This is a genomic window from Burkholderia sp. Bp8991 (assembly GCF_003853795.1).
Taxonomy (GTDB): domain Bacteria; phylum Pseudomonadota; class Gammaproteobacteria; order Burkholderiales; family Burkholderiaceae; genus Burkholderia.
The window spans coordinates 58,632-82,614 of the sequence record NZ_QTQJ01000012.1 but is presented as its reverse complement, the minus strand read 5'-3'; the positions used below and the strand labels follow the sequence as shown (position 1 = coordinate 82,614).

The following is a 23,983-nucleotide window of genomic DNA, read 5'->3' as shown; positions in this document are numbered from 1 at the left end:
TCTCAGGTTCGATTGTTTGTTGTCGTTCGGAATCAGTGAATCACGTGCAGTTCATAGCGGGCGTCCGAGCGGTCTTCGGCTGCGTCGCGGGTGCAGAGGAACGCATCCCAGCCGAGCCGCGAGCCTGCGCCGAGCACGCTCGCGCCGACCTCGGTGCGTTTCAGCACGAGCTTCACCTCGTATTCGAGCGTGACGCCGGCGAGCAGCGTCAGCATCCGCTCGAGCGCGACGGCCTGCGCGCCACCGGGCAAGAACGCCTCGTAGTCGCGCTTGGACAGCGGGCCGACGACGATCCGCGCGCGCATGTCGCGCTGCCATACGCGTTCGCCGACGAGCGCCGTCGCGCCGAGCACCGCGTTGACCTCGCCGAGCACGCTCAGCTGGTCGGGCGGCACGTCGTACCACTTGCCGACGAACTGGTCGATCCTCACCGGCACGCGGAAGTAATCGGACAGCGTGCGCTGCAGGTAGGCAGCCGACATCGGCCGGTGCCGCGCGGCGAGCGCGTAGCCGGCGACGGCCTCGTCGAGCACGCCGCCCGCGCCGGCCGCGAGGCTGTCGCGCACCTCGTCGCTCGGCACGCCGGCGATCGCGAGCAGGAGCGGCAGGTAGCGCTCGTCGCGGTCGAGTTCGTAATGGAACGGCAGCCGGTATTTCTTCCACGCCGCGTAGAACAGCGCGGTCGCGCGGTTCGAGAACACGTCGAAGAAGGCGCGCGCCGCGTGGTCGCGCTTCAGGTGCTCGCGCGCGACGATCTGCTCGGTGTAGTGCAGCGGCAGCGCGCCCTGCCCGCCGAGCAGCCCGAAGAATGCGGGTGTCAGTTCGACGTGACCGAGCTCGCCGGCCGCGAGCGCGGCGCCGCGATCCTCGCCCGAGTCGAGCAGCGTGCCGTCGTCGTCGAACGAGCGGGCGCCTTCGATCTCGCTCGGCGGAAAGCCGAGCGACAGCGTGTTGCGGAATTCGATGCGCTGCGCGACGACGTCGCCCTGCCGCCACGCGCCGGGGGCATCGGACGCCTGCCGCGCGAATAGCCCTTCGAGCACGCGCACCGCCTGGAAGAACTCGAAGCGGTGCGGCTCGTCGAGCAGCGCGTCGACTACGCCAGGATCGATTCGCCGGTGCGGGGCTTGCATCGAATGATCTCCTCGCCGGTGCGCTTCGACACCACGACTAGTTGAACGAAACTGTTGAGATGGACGTACAGCCCGAAGAAGCTGTCGAGCACGCGTACGAACGACGCGAGGCTCGCGCCGACGAAGTGCTCCTCGTCGATCGTCAGGCGGATCTCGATGCCGCGCACGAAGGTCGCGAACGGCTTGCCGGGCAGCCACTGCACGGCGCCGCGCTGCTCGACGCCGGCGAGGCCGTCGATCTGGCGCATCGACACGGCGGTGCGCCGCAGGTCGTACAGCGTCAGCATTTCCTTGAGCGGCGCGAGCCCGTGCGCGACCAGCGACACGTGGTTCAGCGCGAGATGCGACACGAGCCGCCAGTGCGCGGCGCGGCCGCGCTCGAAGCGCACGCTCTGCGTCGGGCGGCGCAGCATCGAGATGCCGCTCGTCTGCGCGCCGCCTTCCTGGAACAGGTCGCCGCCTTCGAGGCCGAAGGCGAGCATCGCCGGCAGGTCGCGGTTCGTGCAGGTGAGATCGAGGCTCAGCGTGTCGGTCTGCGGCGAGGTCGGCTCGAAGTCGATGTCGACGATCGAGATCTCGGTTTCGTAGCCGGGGCTTTTCTGCGCGACCCAGTCGTTGCGGCGCGCGAACCAGTAGTGACCGATCCGTGCCGATTCGCCGTGATGCAGCGAATAGAACGGCCGGAACTCGATCACCGATTCTTCATGCGCCTGCTGCCGGACGAGCTTCACCGAATCGATCGAGTACACCTCGTACGCGAACGCGCGGCGCGCTTCGGCGATCACCGGATACGACACCGCGCGGTGCGTGATGCGGATCGGCTCGCCGTGCTGGCGGAACAGGTTGACGATCGGCGTGCAGAACAGCCGGAAATGGCTGGCCGTCAGCAGCTCGAGCAGCCGCGCGACGTGCGAATCGCTGCGCACGTCCTGCAGCACCAGATGCAGCGTCGCGCGCTGGCAGCGGCCCGACGCGCGCGCGATGGCCGCAAGATCGAAATCGACGAAATCGAACTTGTCGGGGAACGCGAAGTATTCGGTGAGCAGGCGATACGCGGGGTGCGACTTCGCCGGGTAGTCGATCAGCGCGTCGTCCTCGTCGAAGCCGGCGTGCGCGATCGGCAGCTTGCGCAGCGCGGTCCAGCGGCCGTTGCGCTCGGGCTCGACGTACGCGCCGAGCACGTTGACGAACAGGCAGTCGGTCAGCGCAGCGACGAACGACTGCTCGCCATGCAGGTGCGCGCGCAGCGTCGGCAGCTTCAGCGCGCCGAGATCGAGCTGCGCGGCGAGCGATTCGAACGTGATCGAGATCACGCCCGTCGCGTTGGACGGCAGCACGGTCGCGCTCGGCGCGAGCGCGACCGGCGTGTAGCGCGCCTCCGAGATGCGGATCGGCGCGAGCGTCACGTCGTACGCGGTGCGGAACCGGCACTGCACGCCGCGGATCGGGCGGCTCTTCAGCTCGGTGCCGCGGTCGATCACGACCGGTTCGGTCTGCTGGCCGGGCGACGCCGGCGTGAACTGCGCGATCGAGCAAGACGGGAACGGCCGCAGGTAGTGCGGATACAGCACTTCCAGCAGCGCTTCGGTGAATTCCGGGTAGTCGTCGTCGAGCTTCTTGTTGATGCGCGCGCCGAGCAGCGCGAACGACTCGATCATCCGCTCGACGTGCGGATCCTCGCAGTGCTCGCCCGACAGCGCGAGCCGCGCGGCGATCTTCGGATAGCGCTCGGCGAAATCTCGCGAATAGCGCCGCAAAAACGATAATTCGCGCTCGTAATACGGCAGCAATTCTTCCATCGACGACCCCGAACCTCAATATTTCCTGCCGGACCCTGATCCACCACCGGGCGGTCCGGCCCGCTCGGCAGCTCGATTCACAGCATTCTGGCCGCGCGTGCGCGCGTGACCGAATACTGCAGCGTCGACGGCTGCAGCATCGCATCGAAACTCACCGGCTCCTCGGCCGGGTGCACGACGAGCAGCGCCTGGATCGCGAAGTAAAGCGCGTTGGTCGACTGCTCGTTCAGCTCGAACGTCACCTGCACCTGCTGCAGCCGCGGCTCGTGGCGCGCGATGGCCTGCTGGATCGACTTGCAGATGAACGCGCGGTCGTAGTGACTCGCGAGGCTCAGCCCCGCGAAATCGTTCAGCCCGTAGGTCAGCACCGACTTCTGGCATTCCGGCAGCGCGGCCAGCTCGATTTCGGTGTGCGCGATACGGGTGTTGAGGATCGCCTCGACGTCGCGGGCGACCGTGTTCTTGAGCTCGTCCAGCGACAATTGCCGCATCGCGGCCGAGGCCGGCAGATGCGGTTCGTCGTCGAACAGCTTGTCGAGAAAACTGGGTTCGAATCTTTTCATCGGCCGGCGTGCACAGCGAAAACGGCAACGGGACGCCGAGCGCCCCGTTGCCGCAACCGACCTTAGACCGCGTAGGTCTTGTCGTTCTTCGTCAGGCTCCAGGCGCCTTGCGTGTTGCCGCCCTGGTTGCCGCCGATCTTCTGCTGGGTCTGCTTCCACTGCACGGCCGCGTACTTCAGCGAGAACGTCTCGAGCGGCAGACCTTCTTCGCGAACGCTCGGTGCGATGCTCGAGATGATCACGTACTTGAGCTTCACTTCCAGATACTGCACGCGCTTGCCTTCACCGTCCGCGCGCGAGAAATGGACCGTCACTTCATCGAACGTGGTGCCGCCCGACGCGTGCTGATACAGCAGCGGGCTCGACGAATCGATTTCCTTCGTGAAAATCATGTCGCCGTGCTCGCAGCGCGTCATCGTGTGACCGCCTGCGGTCGATGCCGTTGCCGAACGCGGCTGAACGATCGAGTGATCCCACGATTTCAGCTCGATCCAGCCTTGATGGTCCTTGTCCGCGGATTCACCCTTCACCGCCGGACTACCAAACTGCAAGTGCATATGTAACATGGCCCTTCGACTCCCCAAAGAGGTGGTTTTAACGTCCTACCCAGGCGGCCCGCCCGGGCGATTTACTCGCTTATGAATTTGCCGGTTTGGGCAGATCAGCGACAAGTCGCAGAGAAATCGAGAGTTCGTCGAGCTGAAAGTGCGGACGCAGGAACGCGACCGAACGATACGAGCCCGGCTTGCCCGGAATCTCCGACACTTGTATGGATGCCTCGCGCAGCGGAAATTGCGCCTTCTGTTCCTGAGACGCGTTGTCGTCGAGCAGGACGTACTGCGAAATCCACCGGTTGAGGAAAGTCTCTACGTTCTGCGCCGATGCGAAGCTGCCGATCTTGTCCCGCATCATCGCCTTCAGGTAGTGCGCGACGCGCGATACCGAGAAGATGTACTGAAGCTGGGCGGACAGGACGGCGTTCGCATTCGCGCTGTCGGTGCTGTATTTTTTCGGTTTCTGCACCGATTGCGCGGCGAAGAACGCAGCGTAATCCGAGTTCTTGCAATGCACGAGCGGGATGAAGCCGAGGTCGCTCAGCTCCTTCTCGCGGCGATCGGTGATCGCGATTTCGGTCGGGCACTTCAGCGCGACTTCACCGTCGTCGGTCTTGAACGTGTGGGTCGGCAGGTCCTCGACGAGGCCGCCGCCCTCGACACCGCGGATCGCCGCGCACCAGCCGAAGTCGTCGAACGCGGCCGTCAGGCGTGCCGCGAAGGCCCACGCCGCGTTGCACCACAGGTACTTGTCGTGCTCGGTGCCGTCGACGTCCTCGACGAAGTTGAAGTTCTCCGCCGTCTGGCCGTCCTTCGGATTGAACGGCAGGCGGCCGAGGAAGCGCGGCAGCGTGAGGCCGACGTAGCGCGAGTCTTCCGAATCGCGGAACGACTTCCACTTCGCGTATTCGACCGTGTCGAACACCTTGCCGAGATCGCGCGGCTTGCCGAGGTCGGAGAACGACTCGAGGCCGAGCAGCTCGGGCGACGCCGACGCGATGAACGGCGCGTGCGCGGCCGCCGCGACGTGCGACATCTGCTCGATGAAGTACATGTCTTCCGGCTGGCGCGAGATCTCGTAATCGCCGATCAGCGCACCGAACGGCGAGCCGCCGAACGTGCCGAACTCTTCTTCGTAGACCTTCTTGAACAGCGCGCTCTGGTCGAACTCGCTCGCGCCCTTGAAGTCGCGCACGAGGTCGCGCTTCGGTGCGTGCAGCGCCTTGATCTTGATCGTCTGGCCGGTGTTGCTTTCCTTGACCAGGTAATCCATCCCGCGCCACGTGCTTTCGAGGCGCTGGAATTCCGGCGCGTGCATCACCGCGGACAGCTGCGTGGAGATCAGGCGATCGAGTTCCGCGACGCGCGCGTCGATCGTCGCCGACAGGTTGTCCGACACGATCACCGTGCCGTCGAGCACCTGGTGCACGAGTTCGCCGATCAGGTCCTTCGCACGTGCATGCTCGGAATCGGATTTCGCGACCTTGCTCTTCTCGACGATGTCGTCGAGCAGCGAAGTCCCGGCGGCGTATTCCGCGCCGCTCGCTTGGGCCGCAGCCGTTTGCTGGTTCATCTCAACACTCCGTCGTCATTCGCCGTCTTTGTCGCCGCCGGTGCCCTTCGCGAGCTCCTGCAGCTGCTGCGTGTTCTTCAGCACTTCGGACAGCAGGTCCTCGAGCTTGTCGTTGCCGGCGAGCTTGTTGCGCAGGTCGGCGAGCTTCGAGCGCGCCTCGAGCAGGCGGCGCAGCGGCTCGACCTGTTCGACGACTTCGTCCGGGTTGAAATCCGACAGCGAACGGAACTTCAGGTCGACCGCGAACTTGCCGCCTTCCGGGCTCAGGCGGTTTTCCACCTGGAACGCGGCACGCGGCTCGATCGCCTTCATCACGTCGTCGAAGTTGTCACGGTCGATGTTGACGAACTTGCGGTCGCGCAGCTTCGGCTGCTCGACTTCCGACTGGCCCGCCAGATCGCCGACGACCCCGACGACGAACGGCAGTTCCTTTACCTCGATCGCGTCGCCCTTCTCGACCTCGTAGGTCAGCTGGACGCGCGGCGGCCGTATTTTCTGCAAGCTTTTCTGAATGCTTTCTTTCTTGGCCATCTCGACGGCTCCCAGGTTAGTTGTGGTTATCGCGTCAGTTGCGCAGTGCGCTGAACGGATCGGCGCCGCCCTTCTGCGGCGCGGTGTTGCCCGACGCCGTCGGCGTGGTGGCAGCACCGGCGGCGACCTCGGTTGCAGCGCCGGCGCCGGCCTTCGGACGGTGAATCTGGCGACGCACGACCTTGCGCGTTTGCGTCTTCTGCTCCGGCGGGAACAGCGCCGATTCGCCGAGCGTGTCGCGCAGCTGCTTCGCGAGCGCCTGCGCGTCCGACTTCGCATCGCCCGCGAGCGACGAATCCTGGCGCAGTTCGCCGAGCGACTGCGTCGCGATCCGCAGCCCCGCGACCGCGAGCACGCTCTTCGCCTGACGGTCGGTCGCATCGCGCTGCAGTGCTTCCTGCGCGGCGACGATCGCCTGGCCGTAGTGGTTCTGGGCAAACTGGATCTGCGCGATGCGCGACCACGGCTCCTCGCGCGTCGGATCCGACTTCGCGAGCTGCTGGTACAGGCCGAGCGCCTTGTCCTGGTCACCCGATTTCGCGACGGCGTCCGCATCGGCCAGCGACTTGTTGAACACCTCGGCAGACGGCGGCGCCGGCGGCTGGCTCGCACAACCGGCGATCACGCCGCAAGCCAGCACTACCCCAGAAAGTTTTGCGAAGAGACGGTCTTTCATCGTTATATCCACCGGCGCGTGAGTATTAAAATCGTTGAGAATCTGGTTCTTTTGCTTTGCAAGAAGCGCGCGGGTATAGTACCGATCAATTTTTCATAATTCAATCGCTGCGTGCAGAGTAATTCCTTTTAAAATCGTGCGCTACCCCCTCGAAACGCCTCTGGTAGCGGCTCGCCGACGGCTTTCGCATCGACCGGAATGCGCAAGTTTTACTTGGCCTGCAACGCTTTGCGCGAACGACGGAAAAAATTTCCGAAGGCACGCTGCCGGGCGCGTGTGCTTAATAGTTGAACGGCCGATACGCCGGGGATTCGCGGCGAACGCGGAAATACCCGGCAGTTTTGACAGGGGAGTTAAAGGCGGCACGCCGGAAACACGATGAGATCGTCCATGATTCGCTATGCGCTGCCGCTGATTGCCTGCGCGCTCCTGGCCGGATGCGCGGCCGCCCCGCTGCTCGGCTCCGCCGCGAGCGCCGTCATGCAGGCCGCCGGCGTCGGCAAGCCCGACGTGCCGGATGCCCAGAAACCGCCGCGCAACATCGGGCTCACGCTCGCCGCCGCGCCGAACCTCAATGCCGCGAACGATCACAAGCCGCTCGCGTTAGTGGTCAGGCTTTACGCGCTGAAGGATCCGACTTCGTTCCAGCAAGCGCCGTTCGATGCATTCACCGATCCGACCAAGGAAAAGGCCGCGCTGGGCGCCGATCTGCTGAACGTGCGTGAAATCACGCTGATTCCGGGCCAGCGCTATACGGCAACCGAAAAGCTGTCGCGCGAAGCGCAGGCATTCGGCATCGTCGCGCTGTTCCGCGATCCCGCAATCCAGCGGTGGAAACTGACGTTCGACCCGGCAAAGTCGGAGAAATCCGGCATAATCATCGGCCTGCATAATTGCGCGATGACGGTCACCGACGGCTCTGTCATCGCACCGCAACAGGGTGCGCCTTCGCAACCGCTGAATTTGCTTTCGTCGGTGACCTGCGGTTAAACATGACGCACGAATGTCATTTAACAAGAGTTAACAAAATGGCGATTAATTCGGGCACGAACAAATCGATTACATCGCAACGCGACATTAACCGGATTTGACATGAGTTATTCGGCCAAGGTGCTGTGGGGGGAAGGGCTGTTCCTCCGGCCTCAACACTTTCAGCGGCAGGACGCGTACCACGAGGCGCGCCTGTTCGAATCCATCCAGGCGATCCAGCCGTACAACTGGGGCGTGCGCTCGGTGCGCATCGACCGCGATGCGCTCGGCAGCAACGTGCTGCGCGTGGCCGAGCTCGCGCTCGTGTTCCCGGACGGCGCGCTTTACGCCGCGCCGCAGGCCGACGACCTGCCGCCGCCGATCGCGCTCGACACGCTGCCCGACGGCATCAACGAATTCGTGTTCTACCTCGCGCTGCACCCGCTGCGCGAGAACGGCACCAACTACAGCGACGATCCGGCCGCCGGCTTCATGACGCGCTTCGTCAGCGAGCAGACGAGCGTCGCCGACAACTTCACCGACGCCGCCGAAGCCGACATCACGTTCCTGAAGACGCAGGTCAAGCTGATCGCGCACAGCGAGCCGCGCGACCAGCTTCTGTCGGTGCCGCTCGTGCGCGTGCGCCGCACAGCGACGTCCGGCTTCGAGATGGACGACAGCTTCGTGCCGCCGTGCCTCGCGATCGACGCGTCGCCGATCCTGCACCAGCGGCTGCGCCAGCTCGTCGACGCGCTGCAGGCGAAGGTGAACGCGCTGTACGGTTTTCACCGCGAACCGTCGAAGAACATCATCGAATTCCGCTCGGGCGACATCGCGTCGTTCTGGCTGCTGCACACGGCGAATGCCGCGTTCGCGACGCTCGCGCACCTGCACCAGCACGCGGCGCTGCATCCGGAGCGGCTGTTCCAGGAACTGCTGCGCCTCGCGGGGCAGCTGATGACGTTCTCGAAGGGATACACGCTCGCCGACCTGCCCGTGTATCGCCATGACGATCCGGGCCCGAGCTTCGCGCGTCTCGACCTGATGCTGCGCGAGCTGCTCGACACCGTGATCTCGACGCGCTACTTCGCGATCACGCTCGACGAGGTGCGTCCGTCGTTCCACCTCGGCCGCCTCGATTCGGGCAAGATCGACGACAAGACCGAGTTCTATCTCGCGGTGTCAGCGGACATGCCGAACGTCGAGCTCATCGATGCGGTGCCGGCGCGCTTCAAGGTCGGCGCGCCCGACGACGTCGACAAGCTCGTGCTGTCGGCAATGCCCGGCGTGCGGCTGTCGTACATGCCGCAGGTGCCGCCCGCGATTCCGGTGCGGCCCGGTGCATGCTATTTCCAGCTCGACTCGCGCGGCGCGTTGTACGAGCGCATGCTGCAGGCCCAGTCCGCGATGATCTACGCGCCGACTGGCATCAATGACCTGAAATTCGAACTGATCGCGGTCACATCATGAGCTACGCGCCTTCCCTGTTCGGCGACAACGCGCCGGCCCCGCTGCATACCCCGGCGTCGACCGACGCCGCGTTCCAGGCCCGTTCGCTGCTCGACCTGCTGTACGACGGGTTCTTCATGCTGTTCCTGCTCAAGAACGGCCGCGAGCCGGACAGCGCGAGCGAGTTCAGCACGAAGATCCAGGAGTTTCTGGCGGATTTCGAGCGTGGCGCGAAGAAGCTGAACATCCCGGCCGAGGACGTGTATGGCGCGAAGTTCGCGTATTGCGCGGCGGTCGATGAAATGGTGCTGTCGTCGCAGTTCAAGATCCGCACCGACTGGGAACGCCGGCCGCTGCAGCTCGTGCTGTTCGGCGAGCAACTCGCGGGGGAGAAGTTCTTTCAGTATCTCGAGGAATGTCGCGCGCAAGGCGCGGCGCGGTTGCAGTCGCTCGAGGTGTTTCATATGTGCCTGCTGCTCGGGTTCCAGGGCAAGTATCTGCTCGAGGGGCCGGAGAAGCTCGCGTATCTGACCGCGCGGCTGGGGGATGAGATCGCGCATATGAAGGGCAAGCGGGCGGCGTTTGCGCCGCATTGGCCGCTGCCGGATCAGATCGCGCATCGGTTGAAGCGGGAGGTCCCGGTTTGGGCGATCGGGGCGGTGTTTGCGCTGGTGGCCCTGCTCGGGTATCTCGGGCTCAATACCTATCTCAAGGACAAGACGCTGCAGGCGTTGGCGCCTTATTCGCAGGTGATCAAGGTCGGGCCGGAGTCGGCGAATTTGACGATTTCGTTGCCTTGAGGGGCAGGCTTCGTTCGGATGTTGACGCTTCGTGAAGAAAGGACCGCTCGGCGGTCCTTCTTTACTGTGGTGCGTGGGGCGCGTCGTCGTGCGTCGTGCGTCGTCAGAGCAGAATGAATTCCTCGTTGTCGACGTAGAACACGAACGCGTCGAACAATTGCGCGACGCTCGGCTCGTCGACCTGGTCATGCGCATTGATCACGATGTCCTCGATCGTCGCGCTATTCAGCGTTACGCGCCAGCCGGGTTGCGGTGCGGTAGCGGGCGGCGCGGCGGCTTCGGGGTCGTCGGCGGCTTCGGTGAATGCGCCCTCTGTATCGAGCGTCCAGGGCATCGGCGGCAGGCAGAGCCAACCGGAGAAATCGCCGGGGCGTTCGAGAATGTGTTTCAGCGACGCGGTGGTCGCGGTGATGGTCGACATGGGTATTGCGGTGGTAACGGGACTGGAGTCAATACGCCCGAGCCAAGATGCGGCGGTTGCACAAGCGTGTCTGCCCAGCGGCGCTCGTGTCGAGCAAGGCGTGATTATGCCAAGTTCGTATGCGCGGGGTTGGCTCGGCGGGAGCTATCGGTCAATGAACGGATGCGCTACCGTACCCCCTTATTCACGCGATAGGCGTAATACGGAACATTGTCGACGACGTACGACAAATCATCCGAAAAATATCCCCCGGAGAGATTCATATTCCATTTTAGGATATCCGTCTCCACCCTTCTTCAACCGAAAAAATAATCTTCCGAAGCCCTTGCATACTTACCCCTCAACTATCGTATGACAGTGCACCCGAGTCCCGAACGATGCTGCAAGGGTTGACTGCTGTTCCGAAGCACAAATTCAACTTTCGCGAAGGCAAAGCGGGAGTCCGTCACGCGAGAGTGATGCCACCATTCGTGGCAACCCAATCATACGTCGACATATTTATATCTCAACCCAAGATCCATCATTACTCGCGCTTGCAAGCGCTACTTTCCGATAACAAAAAATGCATCTAAAACCTTGCCCTTCGATTTCAAATTTCTTAGCTGCACGAACTCAGGCGTCGAAAATCCTCTACCTATCTTCAACCCCTCTAGTTTGTGACCTGCATACTCACACACCTCAATCGACAAAATAACTTCCGCACCATCTTTGGTATTTTTAAAGCCGTCATCACTCCCCGCAAAAAACGCGAAGCGAATCACCCCCCGGTCAACTTATCATTCACCATTTTTTCGAATTTTTTACCTTCCTTGAGGCCATTTAGCGCACCAAGGAACACCCCCCTCTTTCAAATCAAAGATGAATGAAATTCCACCGCATTCCCACAACACCTCCAACATCATTGACATCCATTATTCCCAGCATCAAGTGGAACTTGCACGTTCTTTGTAACAAGACGATTTCCGTTACCCGTCGCCGCAAGAGCTCAAAACGAACATACGGAGTATCCGGCACAGTGGCGCCGCCCACCCCATGACCGCCACTATAATCTGATGGCGTCACGCAAACCTGACGCTTTCCCGGCCCAATCTTCACAAAATCGTCGCACAAGAACTTCGTTCGCTCCTCCTTCAGAGTACCTCTAAAAACAACACGCCGCCATTCAGAAATATTTTTATCGACTTATTCGACTTATTCGACTTATCCTTTCCAAGCAAATCACAAGCACGACTACGGGGTACGTATTTGAGTCCCACTGGATCAATCCAGTCAACCGGATTGGTAGCATATACCCATACTACCCGAACGCCGATCTTCAACTCATCATACAGACAACAAGGGCCGCTCACGCGGCCCTTTGCACTTACGGCAACCAATCTACGACGAGTGCCAGCAGTTCATTGAGATTACCAGGACCGCCGTACCCGACGAATTCCGTTTCGGTCGCCTTCACTGTGATCCAATCGTCTTCATCGCGCTCTGCGTTCATATCGATGGGCTTCCTTCCTGATGCACCGCTTACCTTAACCTTCCAGCCCGGGTTGTCGATATTGGTAATCTCGACGCCATAAGAGTGCTCCCAAATGTCGTTACATTGGGAGGTATACCAGTTTTGCAAAGCATTAATAAGATCACTCATTTGCACAATCCCTTTCGTCTCGCCAACTCCCTTGCAACGCGAACATCTTGTTTAGTCGCAGCCCTTGTAACCTCCGTCTTTTTCGATGTCGTCACCTGGCCGTTTGGTCCTATGTTAATTTTACGAGTCTGAACATGAGGTGTCGGAATATCGGTTCCCGTGGCCTTATCGAAATGCGATGCCCCTTGCAGGTCAATGTGGCCCTGTGTTGTGGGCGTAGAGAACGTTACCGAGTTTTGGTTGATCTGATTGGAAAGTTCTTGGGCCATCTCCGTTGGATCTTTCGGCCCCTGAGACGCGTAATCATTGCAGCTAGGCAAACATTTACGACATTGCTTCGAAAGACCTAACGGATCGACCCACTGCACTGGATTGGGCGCGTACTGGAAGACGTTGATGCCGCCTTGTAACCCGATCGGGTCCTTGCTAACGAAGCGGCCCGATTGGGGATCGTAGTAGCGGTTGCGGTTAAAGTGCAACCCCGTCTCTTCATCGACTTGCTGCCCCTGGAACCGCAGTGAATTCCTCGCCACGATCCCCGCCGCCTTCGACACTCGCGCAACGACCTCCCGCGCTTCACCCCAAGCCTTATACGACGCTTCCCACACGACATCGCCGTCGTCATCCGTCAGCAACTGAGGCGCCCCGATCTGATCGCAGTGGTAATAGAACAGCGCCGCGTCACCCCGCCGCTCCGGCATCTTCTGCAGCGGATCCTCCTCCGGCACATAGCGGTCGGTACTCTTCCACTCCGGCGTCGAGATTCCCTCAACCGGTTCCGCCACATACTGCGCCAGCGGCACAAACGTTCCCGGCTCGTAAAGATAGTGCGTGCCACGCTCGCCATCGCTCTCGTACGCCAGCGCGTCGCCATCCCACCCGAACACCGTCCGCTCGCCGTTCACCTCCTTAGCGATCCGTCGACCGAACGCATCATAGAAATACCGTGACTGTCTCTGCCGCGACGCCTCCGCAACCCGCGCCGACAGCAAGCGATTGAACTCGTCCCACTCGTATTCCTGCTCCCCCGCAGGCGTACGCTTGCGCACCAGATTCCCGCGCGCGTCGTACTCGAAGTGCATCCCCGCATACGCCTTCAGCAGGTTGCCCAGCACCTTCGGCACCTCGACCGGCAACGTGCTTTCCGGCCGCACCGGGCTCGAACGGGCGGCCGGCGCTTCGGTGGACCGCACCGGATCGATGATGTTGCTCGCCGGGTCGAACGCAAACCGCTCCTTCGCGACCGGACTGATCGCCTCGATCAGCCGCCCGACCGGATCGTATCGGTAATCCGTCCCGCCCTTGCGACTATCCTCGATCCGCGACAATTGCCCGACCGCGTCATAGCGATACCGCCGCTCGGCGAGCGGCGCGGGCGAGGTCGACCGCTGGATCGTCTGCTGCAGTACGCGTCCTGCCGGGTCGTAATGCGTGCGCTGTCCGACCTTGCTCGACAACATGCGTACCGTCTCGCGATGCAGGTCATCGCGCTCGAATTGCACACGCTCCTCGCCATCGAGCAGCATCCCGTGCACATGCCCCGAGCCATACATCAGCCAGTCAACCGCATGCCCATCCGGCCGCACGGTACGTCGTCGGTTGCCGAGCTCGTCGTATTCGTGGTGCCAGACGCAGCTACGCCGCTCGCCGAACAGATCGTACGCGTGATGTTCGCGCACCAAATTGCCGACCGGATCGAAGAAGAACTGCACGCGGCTGTACCGGTTCACCGCGTCGATCAGCCTGCCGCTCCGGTCGTAGGCAAACCGCTCCTCGCTTTCCCCCGCCACACGCTTCATCAGGCGACCGGTTGCGTCGACGTCGATCGATATCACGCAACCCGCTTCATCAACCGAAACAAGGCTGCCGCTGTCCGGGTCGTATTGATAACGCGTCGACTTGCCGTCAAAACCGATTTCCTCGATCAACCGCCCCGCCGGATCGTAGTGGAACTGGTACGTCGCAAGGTTCGCATCGGTCAGCGCGATCAAGCGGCCGAGACGGTCGTAGCGATACGCAATCGTCTGCCCGAGCGCGTCCGCGCGGCTCGCAATACGACCCACTGCATCGTAGCCGTATCGGGTCGATCGATTGAGTTGATCCGTATGCCGCAACAACCGGCCTTCAGCGTCGTATTGCACGTGCTCGACACCAGCCGGCGAACGCGTCTCCGTCAATTGGCCGTTCGGGCCATAACCATAGGCAACCACGCCACCGGACGCGTCCTTTGTCTCGATCACGCGGCCGATATCGTCGTACCGCCACTCCGTCTTCTTTCCGGAGCAGTCCGTGTAGCTCGTCAATTGCCCGGCGTCGTTGTATCCAAGCGCCTTCGAGCCGCCCTTCGCATCGGTGATCTGCGTAGGCAACCCCTTGTCGTTGTAGGCGTACTTCGTCGCATGCTCGAGCGGATCGATTTCTTCGACGAGATTGCCCGCATCGTCGTACTTGCGCTGCCACACATGGCCGTTCGGATCGACGAGCCGGATCATCCGATCCTTGCCGTCGTATGCCATCTCGACGATGCTGCCGTCCGCGCGCTCGTGCCAGGTCCGGTTGCCACGTGCGTCATAACGCATCTGCTCGATGCTGCCGTCTTGCAGAATGTGCAGCGTCAGATTGTTATGCTCGTCGCGCCGGAACCATTCCTCGCTGCCGTCCGGATAGGCGATTCGATAAACGTATCCCTTGATGTTGAAGTAGTAGCGTGACATCTGACCGAGCGCATCGGTCACGTAGGTCAGCCGAATGTTCGGATGCCATGCAAGGCGGATATCGAGGCTGCCGTCGTCCGCGTACTCGCGCACGCATTTCGCGTTCGCGTTGTCTTCAGCGTCCGCGCCGTCCCATTCGAGCGTCATCCCGCGGCCGGTGCGATCGGTATAGCGCGTCACGAGATGACGGTGGTACTGATAGCTCCACGCGTTGCCATACCGGTCGGTTGCGCGCACGAGATCGCCCGCTTCGTCATAGGCGTAGCTCGCAAGCGTACGGCGCTTTCCATCGTCGAGCACCTGCTCGATCAGCACGATCCGGCCTTGCTTGTCGTGCTCGAACGACAGCACGTTGCCGCTCGCATCGATCAGGCGTGCCACGCGGTCGAGCGCGTCGTAATCGAGCGTGATCGCATTGCCTGCACGGTCCTTCTGCATCGCAAGCCGGAACGCATTGCCGCGCCGTTCATACACGTGAAGCTCGTCGTGGCCGTATGCGATCGCGACCCACGTCTCGTCCAGACGCGTCAGCGTCAGGTTTTCCGCGAGATCGTCATGCACACCTCCGGCTGCAAGCGCTCGATATTCGATGCTGCGCCCGCTGGCATCGCGAAAGAACCATGTATCGCCTTCGACATCGATGCGCGTCGTGTATGGCGTGAGCCACCGCGCGCCAAGTTCTCCGTTGTCGTATGCAGAGAGGCGCGACCGGTACGTGCGCGCCCAGACGAGCGGCAGTGCGCCGGGCAGTTCAAAGTCCGTGTGAGTGAACGTCTCATCGCCGAAAGCAAAATCGATCGACCCGGTCGACGCGCCAATCCCGCAACTTTTACAAGGACTCTGGCCGGCGCCTTCCGCATGCGCCTGCTGTCCGATCGCACCCGCCGGCTCCTGAGGACGATCGTGCTGCGCGCGCCCCTTGCCGCCGGGCGGCACGTCGGCGGCCTTTTCGTGAAGCTTCCCGCGTGCGCGCACCCTTGCCACGGCCTCGATCACTTGCGCGATCAGCCACAGCATCTTGCCTTCTTCGCTGCCGTTCAGATCGCGGATCGCCTTCGCGACTTTCGGCGCCTCGTCCTTCAGGAACGCGACGATATCGCGGAACGGTTGCAGCCACGAATCCGGAGCAAGCTTCGCCGCAGTCCCGACCGTCGCGTTCCCGGCTTGCTTCCCCAACGCGATCGAACCTTCGTAACCGTACTCGATCGCATCAACCACCAGCATCGGGTTGTACCAGGACCGCTTGTCCATCTTCCGGGCGATCTGCGCAGTACGCCGCACGTTGGCACTGCTGTCGAAAATTTGCCCTTTGAGGGCGAGTTCCAGCCCGGTAGCAATACCGAGCATCAACTCCTGCGCCTTATGCGCGCAGTCGTTCAGCAGTTCGACAAGAACGTCCTGCAGGGTCTTCAGGAAGTTCTCGATTTCGGTCGCGGCCGCGGCGTTGACATGCGTGACGAGCACCGAAATGAGCGCCGCGCCGAGATTGCCGCGAGACACCAGCAATTGATTGCGCACGAGCGCCAGCAGCGGCCGTGCCGACAGTCGGAACGACGCGAGTGGCGGCGGAACCGGAATGACGCCGATCAGGTTGATCGCAAGCCCAAGGTAATCGAGCAGATTGGCGTGGCGCTTCTCGACGATCATCACGATGTCGCACACCGCATCGTAAAACGCCATCAGGTTGCCGATGATCGGCACCGCGCTTGCGAAGGTCTTGAGATCCTCGAACGAAATGTGATTGCCGCTGATCTTGAGCAGCCACTTGTTGAAACGGTCGCCTCCCGCCGCTACATCTTTCGGCGAAATATCGCTGAGCCAGGAAACGGCCTGTTCCTTCTCGGCGCCAGGTGGAAGTTGTTGTGCCATGTCGTTGTTCGTTCAATTCGTTTTTTCAAGACGGCTGACGAGCCGCCCTCTCAGGATTTCAGCGGTCCGCCGAACCCGCTCGTCGGAAGCTTCATGCCGGTCGCACCGGCGGCCGACGCCACCGTCGTAGCGCCCTTTCCGGCGATCCCGGCGACACCGGGTAGCGCGCCCTGCAGCGCACCGGATGCCGCATTCGCAGCCGGCGCGGCCAGCGCCGCGAGCCCACCTTGGCGAGCTGCCTGCACCATCCCGGCCACCTGCTTCGCGGCACTGCCCAGGCTCGATGCCGTCTGTAGCGCGGAAACCGCGCCTGCCCCACCCAGCGCACTTGCCGCGGCCGGCAATGCGGAACTCGCCAGTCCGCCCAACGCAGCACCGGCTCCGCCTCCGCTCGCAAGCCCCATCGCAGCCGTCGTCGCCGCAGGCGCCATCCCCTTCAACTGGCTCGCGAGCTGCTCCGTCGCCGCGGCTTGCGCCGCCTGCGGCGACGGCTCGACGGGCTCGACCGGCCACTGCGCCTGCTTGAAGTAATTTGCGGGTTGAGCCGACTCGCGCGGATCCTTCCCGAACTCGACACGCACCGCACCGGGCGGCAAACCGCTCACCGCCGTATAGCCGCTATTGTCGAGCGCCCCTTTCTTCAGCACGGCGCCGTTCACGTCTCTCACCGTGAACAGCCCGCCCTTCACCGCCTCGCCGTTCACGTACTTGTGAAACAGCTCCAACTGCCCCGGCTGGTCCGGCCGCGGGCTCGGCAGCGGATATCCCATGCTCGCCGGCCCCGCGAACGTATGCGACGCGCCCTTCACATCGACCGCACCCGGCGTATGAATCTCGATGTTGCCGTCCTTGATGCGGATGTACCCGCCGCCACTCGTCAGCAGAATCCCCTGGTCGGCCGCGATCTCGATCCGGTCAGTTGCGGACACAACCTTCACCGCCTTCTGCGCGGTCACCTCGACGTTGTCCGACTGCGCCTGGATCTCGACCTTGCCCTTGCCGGCGAACAGCTTCATCCCCGCGTTCTGAACGAACAGGCTCAGCTTCTGCCCGATGCTGCCGATCAGCGACTTGCCCGCGGCGACGTGCACGCTCTGTCCGCTCGCGACGTTCACGTGATCGTTCGCGACCACGTGCAGCGACTGCTGTGTCGACATCCCGATCCCCGACGGGCTGCCGAACAGCATCACCGGCTCCTTGAACGCATTCGCGCTGCCCGTGCCGCCGCCTGCCGTGCGTCCGCCTGACGCATTGCCCGACGCGCTGTCCTGCGTCGCGTCGGTGAACGCGCGCATCGTGTCGTGGGCTTCCTTGAGGCTTTCCGCCTGATGCTGCTCGCTCACGCCCGACATCGCCTCGACCAGGCTTTCGCCCGTCACCAGTTGCTGCTGCGCTTCCTTCACGTCGAGCGGCTGGCTGTTCGGCGCCTTCGGGTGCGTGGTCACGTACAGGCCCTGACTCGCCCGCACCGCGCCATACGCATCCGAACGCAGATCGAACCCGCTGCCCAGATACGACCCGCGCGAATTGCCGTTCTGGTCGATCAGGTAGCCCAGATGCAGCAGGCTGTTCGCGCTGCTGCTCATCAGCTGCACGCGGTTCTGCCCGGTCGCGTCGTCCATCACGAGATGGTTGTAGCCGCTGCCCGAATACTCTTTCGATCGATACCCGGACAGAATCCCGTCGCTATGCCACTGCGGCTGGTTCGCGCCGTTGTACACGCGCCCGACTGCCAAAGGCCGGTCGCAATCGCCACCCACGTAGTCGATCAGCACTTCCTCGCCGATGCGCGGCACGTGCACGCCACCGTAACCGCCGCCGGTATCCGACTGCACGACGCGCACCCAGCACGACGCGTTCTCGTTGCCCGGATTCAAACGATCCCATACGAACTGCACACGAATCCGGTTCAGCTCATCCGTATAGACTTCCTCGCCCTGCGGCCCGACGACGATGGCCGTCTCGAGATGCATCTTCGGCTTCTCGTGCTCGAACGGGCTGCGATACGGCACGCTCACGCGCTGCGCTTCGACCTCGACGAGATAGAAGCCGACCGAACCGTCATCATGCGGCACGCGAAACGCGGCGTCGGCACCGTAGCCCTCCTGCGCTTGCGTCAACGCGTCGCGCAGGCTGTACGGAAAGTCCGCGCTGCTGCTCGCGACGGGCAGGTTGTTCTCGATCCACCATTCGACGCCGATCGCCGCGAACTCGCGCTGGTCGGCCGGATCGCGATCGTGTTCGGGATGATCCGCCAGCGTAAAACGACGGCCGGCATCGATCGCGCGCACGCCGCCCGCGCCGTGAAAGCGCTTCGCTTGCGACTCCCATTCCTCCATCCGCAGCTTCGTCAGATGGTCGCCGCGTGTCTGGTCCAGATACGTGTACGCACCGGTGTACTCGTAGACTTCGAGCTGGTCGGGCAATTCGCCCTGGCCGCCCATCGTCGGCAGCGTCGTGCCCTTCGGGTTCGACGGTTGCGACGGATTCTTGTAGTCGAACGTGCGCGTCGTCCGGGTCACGCTCTGCAGCGTGCGCGAGCCCGACCATTGCGTGAACGCGTCGGCTTCGCTCGCCGCGCCGCCCCGATAGAAGCGCACGGTCTCCGGCGACAGCGGCGCGAACGCCTGCAGGTTGTCGGTGATCACGAGCGTATGCGACTTGCCGTCGTCGGCCTGCTGCCATGTGCTGTAGAGGCCTTCGCTCTCCATCAGCCGATGCACGAAATGCCAGTCGGTGTCGTGCTGACGCGTGTATGAACGGCTCGGCAGCGGTTTCGACAGCGCGAAGCGGAAATGCCCCTGCGCCTGCGGATGCTGGTTCAGCACGTCGCTGATGATCTGGTCGACGGTCGTGTCGTTCCAGAGCCGCTGGTCTCGGCGAAACTTCAGGAAATGGGTGAAATCGGCGAACGTGAGCTGATAGGTCGTGAGCCCGCCGTCGGCGCCGAGGCGGCGCGCGGTGTGCACGTACCCGTTGATCGGCCGGTAGCTGCGATCGCCTTGCTGGATCCACAACGTGACCGGCTGCGCGATCAGCTTTTTAAGCTCCAGATCGCTGTCGGTCGACAGCACATCGAGCGTGAATTCGTACGCGCGCCCGATGCGCGACCGGCCGACGGCCCGCTGCACGGTCAGCACGTTGGCGCCCAATGGCGTATCGAGCTTCAGCAGCCGGTCCTGCTGAAGCAACCCGCCGCGCAATGCGGCAACAGTGTTCTGCATGTTCATGGCAACGGCCTTTTCTTCTTTTGACGCGCCCTCGGATGGCGCGTGATGCGATTTTCGCTCGCGCGATTTTACAGACAAATTACTAGCCGACTCGGAAAATGACCTGATTTAAAAGAGCATTTTCAATCGTTGGTCCGAACGTCCACGGCAAACCTTTCTAACGCTCATCCAGCGCTCACGTGCCACGTCATCACACCGCGCCGCCACCCCGCCGCCCGCTGAAATCGATTGCAATCAGGGCCAATTCGACTTCCGGCGCCGCCCGGTTGCGAGTAGTGTCTACGTGCCCGTCATTCGGCCCGGCCCGGGCACGATCGATGCCCGGTGCGCCATCACCACACTGAACACTGGAGATCCACGATGAAACGTTCGAAGTTCCTGCTATCTGGCCTGCTGCTCGCGTCGGCCCTCGGTTTCACGGCCGTCGCCGCGCATGCCGAAGACCTGCTCGACTCGGTGAAGAAAGCCGGTGTGCTGCGCGTCGGCCTCGAAGGCACGTATCCGCCGTTCAACTCGCGCGGCACGTCGGGTCAGCTCGAGGGCTTCGACGTCGACGTCGCGAATGCGGTTGCCGGCAAGCTCGGCGTGAAGACGCAGTTCGTCCCGACCGAATGGAGCGGGATCATCGCGGGGCTGCAGGCCGGCAAGTTCGACGTGATCGTCAACCAGGTCACGATCACGCCGCAGCGCAAGGAGGCGCTCGACTTCAGCGAGCCGTACACGTACTCGGCCGCGCAGCTGATCCAGCGCAAGGACGACACGCGCAACTTCAAGTCGCTCGAGGACTTCAAGGGCAAGAAACTCGGCGTGACGCTCGGCACCAACTACGACCAGATGGCGCGCAGCGTGCCGGGCATCGAGGTGCAGACGTATCCTGGCGCACCGGAAAAGCTGCGTGATCTCGCGGCAGGCCGGATCGAGGCGACGCTCGACGACCGCCTGATGCTGCCGTACATGATCAAGACGTCGAACCTGCCGCTGCGCTCGGGCGCGGTGCTGAACGGCGGCAAGCAGGAGATGGCGATCCCGTTCCGCAAGGGCAATCCGAAGTTCGAGAAGGCGATCAACGATGCGCTGGAGTCACTGCGCAAGGAAGGCACGTTGAAGAAGATCTCGATGCACTGGTTCGGCAGCGACGTGACGGTGCCGGTCGCGCAGTAAGCGGTTCGCCGCGCTCGCGTTGCGTCACGTCACTCGCTGCGGCGAAGGCGTGACGCCTCTTCTCTCCCGCTCTCTTCGCTCAGGCCGCTTCGTCGAAGCGCGCGAGCAGCATCTGGCCGATCGGCGTCAGCGCCGGGCGCGCAGCCACCTCATTCACGCGTACCTGCGTATCGTCGACGAGCCGCTTTTCGACGAGCACGGCGAACGCGGGGTTCGCCAGGTCGACGCTGTCCGGTGCGCGGGCTATGCGCAGCAGCATCGAGAATTCATGCGGACTCAACATGGTCCTTGTCTCCTGATCGTCCGCGATCCGGTTCGAACGGCGTCGATCGTGTTTTTGAATGGAATGACGCGAGGCATAGTCGATGCGCCGCCGGGAGCGAGATCCCGGTTGACCGTTGCGCGACGCAAGCACGGCGTCGCGTGCGGGTTACGCACGCCCGAATCGCGACGGTGGCGCCGCGGCGGAACGTGCAACGTTAGGGGCGCAGCATGACGCGGGCGTGACAGGGAAAGGGGGGCGCAACGATGTGCGATGCGCGCTCGGATTGCCAGCGCAGCGCACGTCGTGCGGATCGGGGCGGGAGCATAGGCATCTTCAGCCTCGAGGGCGATGCTTGTGACCGAGTTGGATGCCGTATGCCGAAGCCGGTTTGCCATGCGGTCGGCGTCGCGTGTTTCGCCTTGGATATCCAAAAAACAAAGGGCCGGGAGAATCAATCTCCCGGCCCTTCGTTCAATATGGTGCCGGCTGCAGGACTCGAACCCGCCACCTGATGATTACAAATCAACTGCTCTACCAGATGAGCTAAGCCGGCGTAAGCGCGAGATTCTACCTCATTTCACGATCTTGAGGCGAGGTCTGCTGCCGCCTTTCGAGCCATCCCCGTCGGTTTTCGGCGGTTCGTCGGCGCCTTCGGACGGTTCTTCGTTCGCACCTTGATCGGCAACCGGCGCCAGCACGACAGGCGACTCGTCGCGCCGCACCTCATCGGCCTGCTCGGCATCGTCCTCGAACGCGCCCGAATCCGCGCCCTCGCCCGCCACCGCATCGACCTGGAACGCCATCCCCTGGCCGTTCTCGCGCGCGTAGATCGCGAGCACGTTGGCCACCGGAATCTCGATCTTGTGCGCCTTCCCGGAGAACCGGGCGGTGAACTCGATCCACTCGTTACCCATCTGCAGCTGGCTCGTCGCCTCGAAGCTGATGTTGAGCACGATCTCGCCGTCACGCACGAACTGACGCGGCACGCGCGTCGAGTTGTCGACCCTCACCGCGATATGCGGCGTGTAACCGTTATCGGTGCACCACTCGTACAGCGCGCGCAGCAGATAAGGCTTCGTTGAAATCTCTTGCATCACAATCCTCGAACCCGGAGCGGGCACGCGGCACGCCGCGCCGCCCGCTCCGTCTTGCCCTCATTGCATCATCAACGACGCATGACCTTTTCGGACGGCGTCAGTGCTTCGATATAGGCCGGACGGCTGAAGATCCGCTCGGCATACTTCATCAGCGGCGCGGCGTTCTTCGACAGTTCGATGCCGTAGTGATCCAGACGCCACAGCAGCGGCGCGATCGCGACGTCGAGCATCGAGAACTCCTCGCCGAGCATGTACTTGTTCTTCACGAAGATCGGCGCGAGTTGCGTCAGGCGATCGCGGATCGCGAGGCGTGCCTTCTCGTGGTTCTTCTCCGCTGCCTTGCCCTTCTCGTTCTCGAGCGTGCTGACGTGAACGAACAGCTCCTTCTCGAAGTTGAGCAGGAACAGGCGTGCACGGGCGCGCTGCACCGGGTCGGCCGGCATCAGTTGCGGGTGCGGGAAGCGCTCGTCGATGTATTCGTTGATGATGTTCGATTCGTACAGGATCAGGTCGCGTTCGACCAGAATCGGCACCTGACCGTACGGGTTCATCACCGAGATGTCTTCCGGCTTGTTGAACAGGTCGACGTCACGGATCTCGAAATCCATCCCCTTCTCGAACAGCACCAGCCGGCAACGCTGGGAGAACGGGCAAGTTGTGCCGGAATACAGAACCATCATATTTGCGTTTCCTCAAAAAAGCCGAGGGCCGGCACGCGGCGCAACCCCTTTCACGGGTTCCGCCTTGCGCCGGCCCCACGCCGGTCAGGCGTGTTTACTTGATATCTTTCCAGTACGCGGCATTGAGCCGCCAGGCCAGGAAAGTCAGGACACCGAGAAAGACCAGCACCCACACGCCGAGGCGTTTGCGGGTCTGCTGGGCCGGCTCGGACATCCATGTCATATAGGCCACCAGGTCGGCCACCGCAGCATCATAGTCCGGCGGCGACAACGTCCCCGGCGTGACCTGCTGGAAGCCGACGAGCGTGTGGACCTTCTCGCCCGTCTCCTCGTCCGTCTTGTCTTCGAATTTGGCAGTGCGCTGCCCCTGCAGTTGCCACAATACATGGGGCATGCCGACGTTCTCGAACACCGCGTTGTTCCAGCCGCTCGGCCGCGTATCGTCGCGGTAGAAACTCCGCAGATACGTGTACAGCCAGTCGCGACCGCGCGCCCGCTCCTCGACCGACAGGTCGGGCGGCGTCGTGCCGAGCCAGTTCTTCGCGTCTTCGGGCCGCATCGCGACGGACATCGTGTTCCCGACCTTGTCGGTCGTGAACAGGAGATTCGTTTCGATCTCCTTCTGGGATATGCCCAGATCCGTCAGACGGTTGTAGCGCATCAGGTTCGCGCTGTGGCAGTTCAGGCAATAGTTTACAAACAATTGCGCGCCGTGCTGAAGCGAAACGAGATTTTCCGTGTTATCGGGCGCCCGGTCGAGCGGAAAATTACCCTCCGCGTGCACGGCCGGCGCCGCCAGCAGCGCGACGGCCGTCGCCCCGATCAGCGCGAGCGTCGAAAGCAGTTTCTTCATGTCGTTC

The 23,983-nt window shown here is 62.8% G+C and carries 19 protein-coding genes and 1 tRNA gene; 4 read left to right on the top strand and 16 right to left on the bottom strand.

What is annotated here, in order from left to right:
- Positions 1 to 32 precede the first annotated feature (32 nt).
- The 7 genes from tssG to DIE02_RS16015 all read right to left on the bottom strand — a co-directional run bounded on the left by tssG (position 33) and on the right by DIE02_RS16015 (position 6,829).
- Positions 33 to 1,133 (bottom strand): type VI secretion system baseplate subunit TssG, encoded by a 1,101-nt coding sequence (tssG, locus tag DIE02_RS16045; protein WP_124487869.1) that lies wholly within the window; start codon positions 1,131 to 1,133, stop codon positions 33 to 35.
- On the bottom strand, positions 1,097 to 2,932 hold the full coding sequence (gene tssF / locus DIE02_RS16040; protein ID WP_124487868.1) for a type VI secretion system baseplate subunit TssF: 1,836 nt from the start codon (positions 2,930 to 2,932) through the stop codon (positions 1,097 to 1,099). Before tssF ends, tssG begins: the two co-directional genes overlap by 37 nt.
- 77 nt (positions 2,933 to 3,009) lie before the next feature.
- On the bottom strand, positions 3,010 to 3,495 hold the full coding sequence (gene tssE, locus DIE02_RS16035) for a type VI secretion system baseplate subunit TssE (RefSeq protein WP_044845929.1): 486 nt from the start codon (positions 3,493 to 3,495) through the stop codon (positions 3,010 to 3,012).
- 62 nt (positions 3,496 to 3,557) lie between these two features.
- Positions 3,558 to 4,061, bottom strand: coding sequence for a type VI secretion system tube protein Hcp (locus DIE02_RS16030; RefSeq protein ID WP_006477093.1), 504 nt, complete (start codon positions 4,059 to 4,061; stop codon positions 3,558 to 3,560).
- 70 nt (positions 4,062 to 4,131) lie between these two features.
- Positions 4,132 to 5,622, bottom strand: coding sequence for a type VI secretion system contractile sheath large subunit (gene tssC / locus DIE02_RS16025; protein WP_006751237.1), 1,491 nt, complete (start codon positions 5,620 to 5,622; stop codon positions 4,132 to 4,134).
- Between the two features lie 15 nt (positions 5,623 to 5,637).
- A complete protein-coding gene (gene tssB / locus DIE02_RS16020) occupies positions 5,638 to 6,153 on the bottom strand; it encodes a type VI secretion system contractile sheath small subunit (protein ID WP_059465242.1) in 516 nt (171 codons plus the stop codon).
- Between the two features lie 34 nt (positions 6,154 to 6,187).
- Positions 6,188 to 6,829: a M48 family metallopeptidase gene (locus tag DIE02_RS16015; RefSeq protein WP_044845931.1), complete on the bottom strand. Its 642-nt coding sequence runs from the start codon at positions 6,827 to 6,829 to the stop codon at positions 6,188 to 6,190.
- 378 nt (positions 6,830 to 7,207) lie between these two features.
- Here DIE02_RS16015 and tssJ point away from each other — a divergent pair, with 378 nt between their 5' ends.
- The 3 genes from tssJ to icmH all read left to right on the top strand — a co-directional run bounded on the left by tssJ (position 7,208) and on the right by icmH (position 10,047).
- Positions 7,208 to 7,819, top strand: coding sequence for a type VI secretion system lipoprotein TssJ (tssJ, locus tag DIE02_RS16010; RefSeq protein WP_044845932.1), 612 nt, complete (start codon positions 7,208 to 7,210; stop codon positions 7,817 to 7,819).
- Positions 7,820 to 7,921: 102 nt separating this feature from the next.
- Complete coding sequence (tssK, locus tag DIE02_RS16005; protein WP_124487867.1) at positions 7,922 to 9,268, top strand: type VI secretion system baseplate subunit TssK; 1,347 nt, start codon at positions 7,922 to 7,924, stop codon at positions 9,266 to 9,268.
- Positions 9,265 to 10,047: a type IVB secretion system protein IcmH/DotU gene (gene icmH / locus DIE02_RS16000; protein WP_044845934.1), complete on the top strand. Its 783-nt coding sequence runs from the start codon at positions 9,265 to 9,267 to the stop codon at positions 10,045 to 10,047. Before tssK ends, icmH begins: the two co-directional genes overlap by 4 nt.
- Positions 10,048 to 10,150: 103 nt before the next feature.
- Here the strand turns inward: icmH and DIE02_RS15995 are convergent, their stop codons facing one another.
- From DIE02_RS15995 to DIE02_RS15980, 4 genes are all read right to left on the bottom strand, one after another.
- Positions 10,151 to 10,468, bottom strand: coding sequence for a hypothetical protein (locus tag DIE02_RS15995; RefSeq protein ID WP_124487866.1), 318 nt, complete (start codon positions 10,466 to 10,468; stop codon positions 10,151 to 10,153).
- 1,363 nt (positions 10,469 to 11,831) lie between these two features.
- Entirely contained in the window at positions 11,832 to 12,107 is a 276-nt protein-coding gene (locus tag DIE02_RS15990) for an immunity 53 family protein (RefSeq protein WP_124487865.1), read from the bottom strand.
- Entirely contained in the window at positions 12,104 to 16,690 is a 4,587-nt protein-coding gene (locus tag DIE02_RS15985; RefSeq protein WP_260427309.1) for an RHS repeat-associated core domain-containing protein, read from the bottom strand. The genes DIE02_RS15990 and DIE02_RS15985 overlap by 4 nt, the downstream gene beginning before the upstream one ends.
- Before the next feature lie 50 nt (positions 16,691 to 16,740).
- On the bottom strand, positions 16,741 to 19,920 hold the full coding sequence (locus DIE02_RS15980) for a type VI secretion system Vgr family protein (RefSeq protein WP_124487864.1): 3,180 nt from the start codon (positions 19,918 to 19,920) through the stop codon (positions 16,741 to 16,743).
- Between the two features lie 360 nt (positions 19,921 to 20,280).
- Between DIE02_RS15980 and DIE02_RS15975 the strand changes: the two genes are divergently transcribed.
- Positions 20,281 to 21,081 (top strand): cystine ABC transporter substrate-binding protein, encoded by an 801-nt coding sequence (locus DIE02_RS15975; RefSeq protein ID WP_044845938.1) that lies wholly within the window; start codon positions 20,281 to 20,283, stop codon positions 21,079 to 21,081.
- Positions 21,082 to 21,160: 79 nt separating this feature from the next.
- Here the strand turns inward: DIE02_RS15975 and DIE02_RS15970 are convergent, their stop codons facing one another.
- From DIE02_RS15970 to DIE02_RS15950, 5 genes are all read right to left on the bottom strand, one after another.
- Entirely contained in the window at positions 21,161 to 21,364 is a 204-nt protein-coding gene (locus DIE02_RS15970) for a hypothetical protein (protein WP_044845939.1), read from the bottom strand.
- A 459-nt stretch (positions 21,365 to 21,823) separates the two neighbouring features.
- Positions 21,824 to 21,899, bottom strand: a tRNA-Thr gene (locus DIE02_RS15965).
- A gap of 19 nt (positions 21,900 to 21,918) precedes the next feature.
- Positions 21,919 to 22,440: a ClpXP protease specificity-enhancing factor gene (locus tag DIE02_RS15960; protein ID WP_044845942.1), complete on the bottom strand. Its 522-nt coding sequence runs from the start codon at positions 22,438 to 22,440 to the stop codon at positions 21,919 to 21,921.
- A gap of 71 nt (positions 22,441 to 22,511) precedes the next feature.
- The gene (locus DIE02_RS15955) at positions 22,512 to 23,123 is read right to left on the bottom strand and encodes a glutathione S-transferase N-terminal domain-containing protein (RefSeq protein ID WP_006400565.1); all 612 of its coding nucleotides are present in this window, start codon (positions 23,121 to 23,123) and stop codon (positions 22,512 to 22,514) included.
- Positions 23,124 to 23,217: 94 nt separating this feature from the next.
- Positions 23,218 to 23,976, bottom strand: a complete 759-nt coding sequence (locus tag DIE02_RS15950) for a cytochrome c1 (RefSeq protein ID WP_124487863.1) — start codon at positions 23,974 to 23,976, stop codon at positions 23,218 to 23,220.
- Positions 23,977 to 23,983 lie beyond the last annotated feature (7 nt).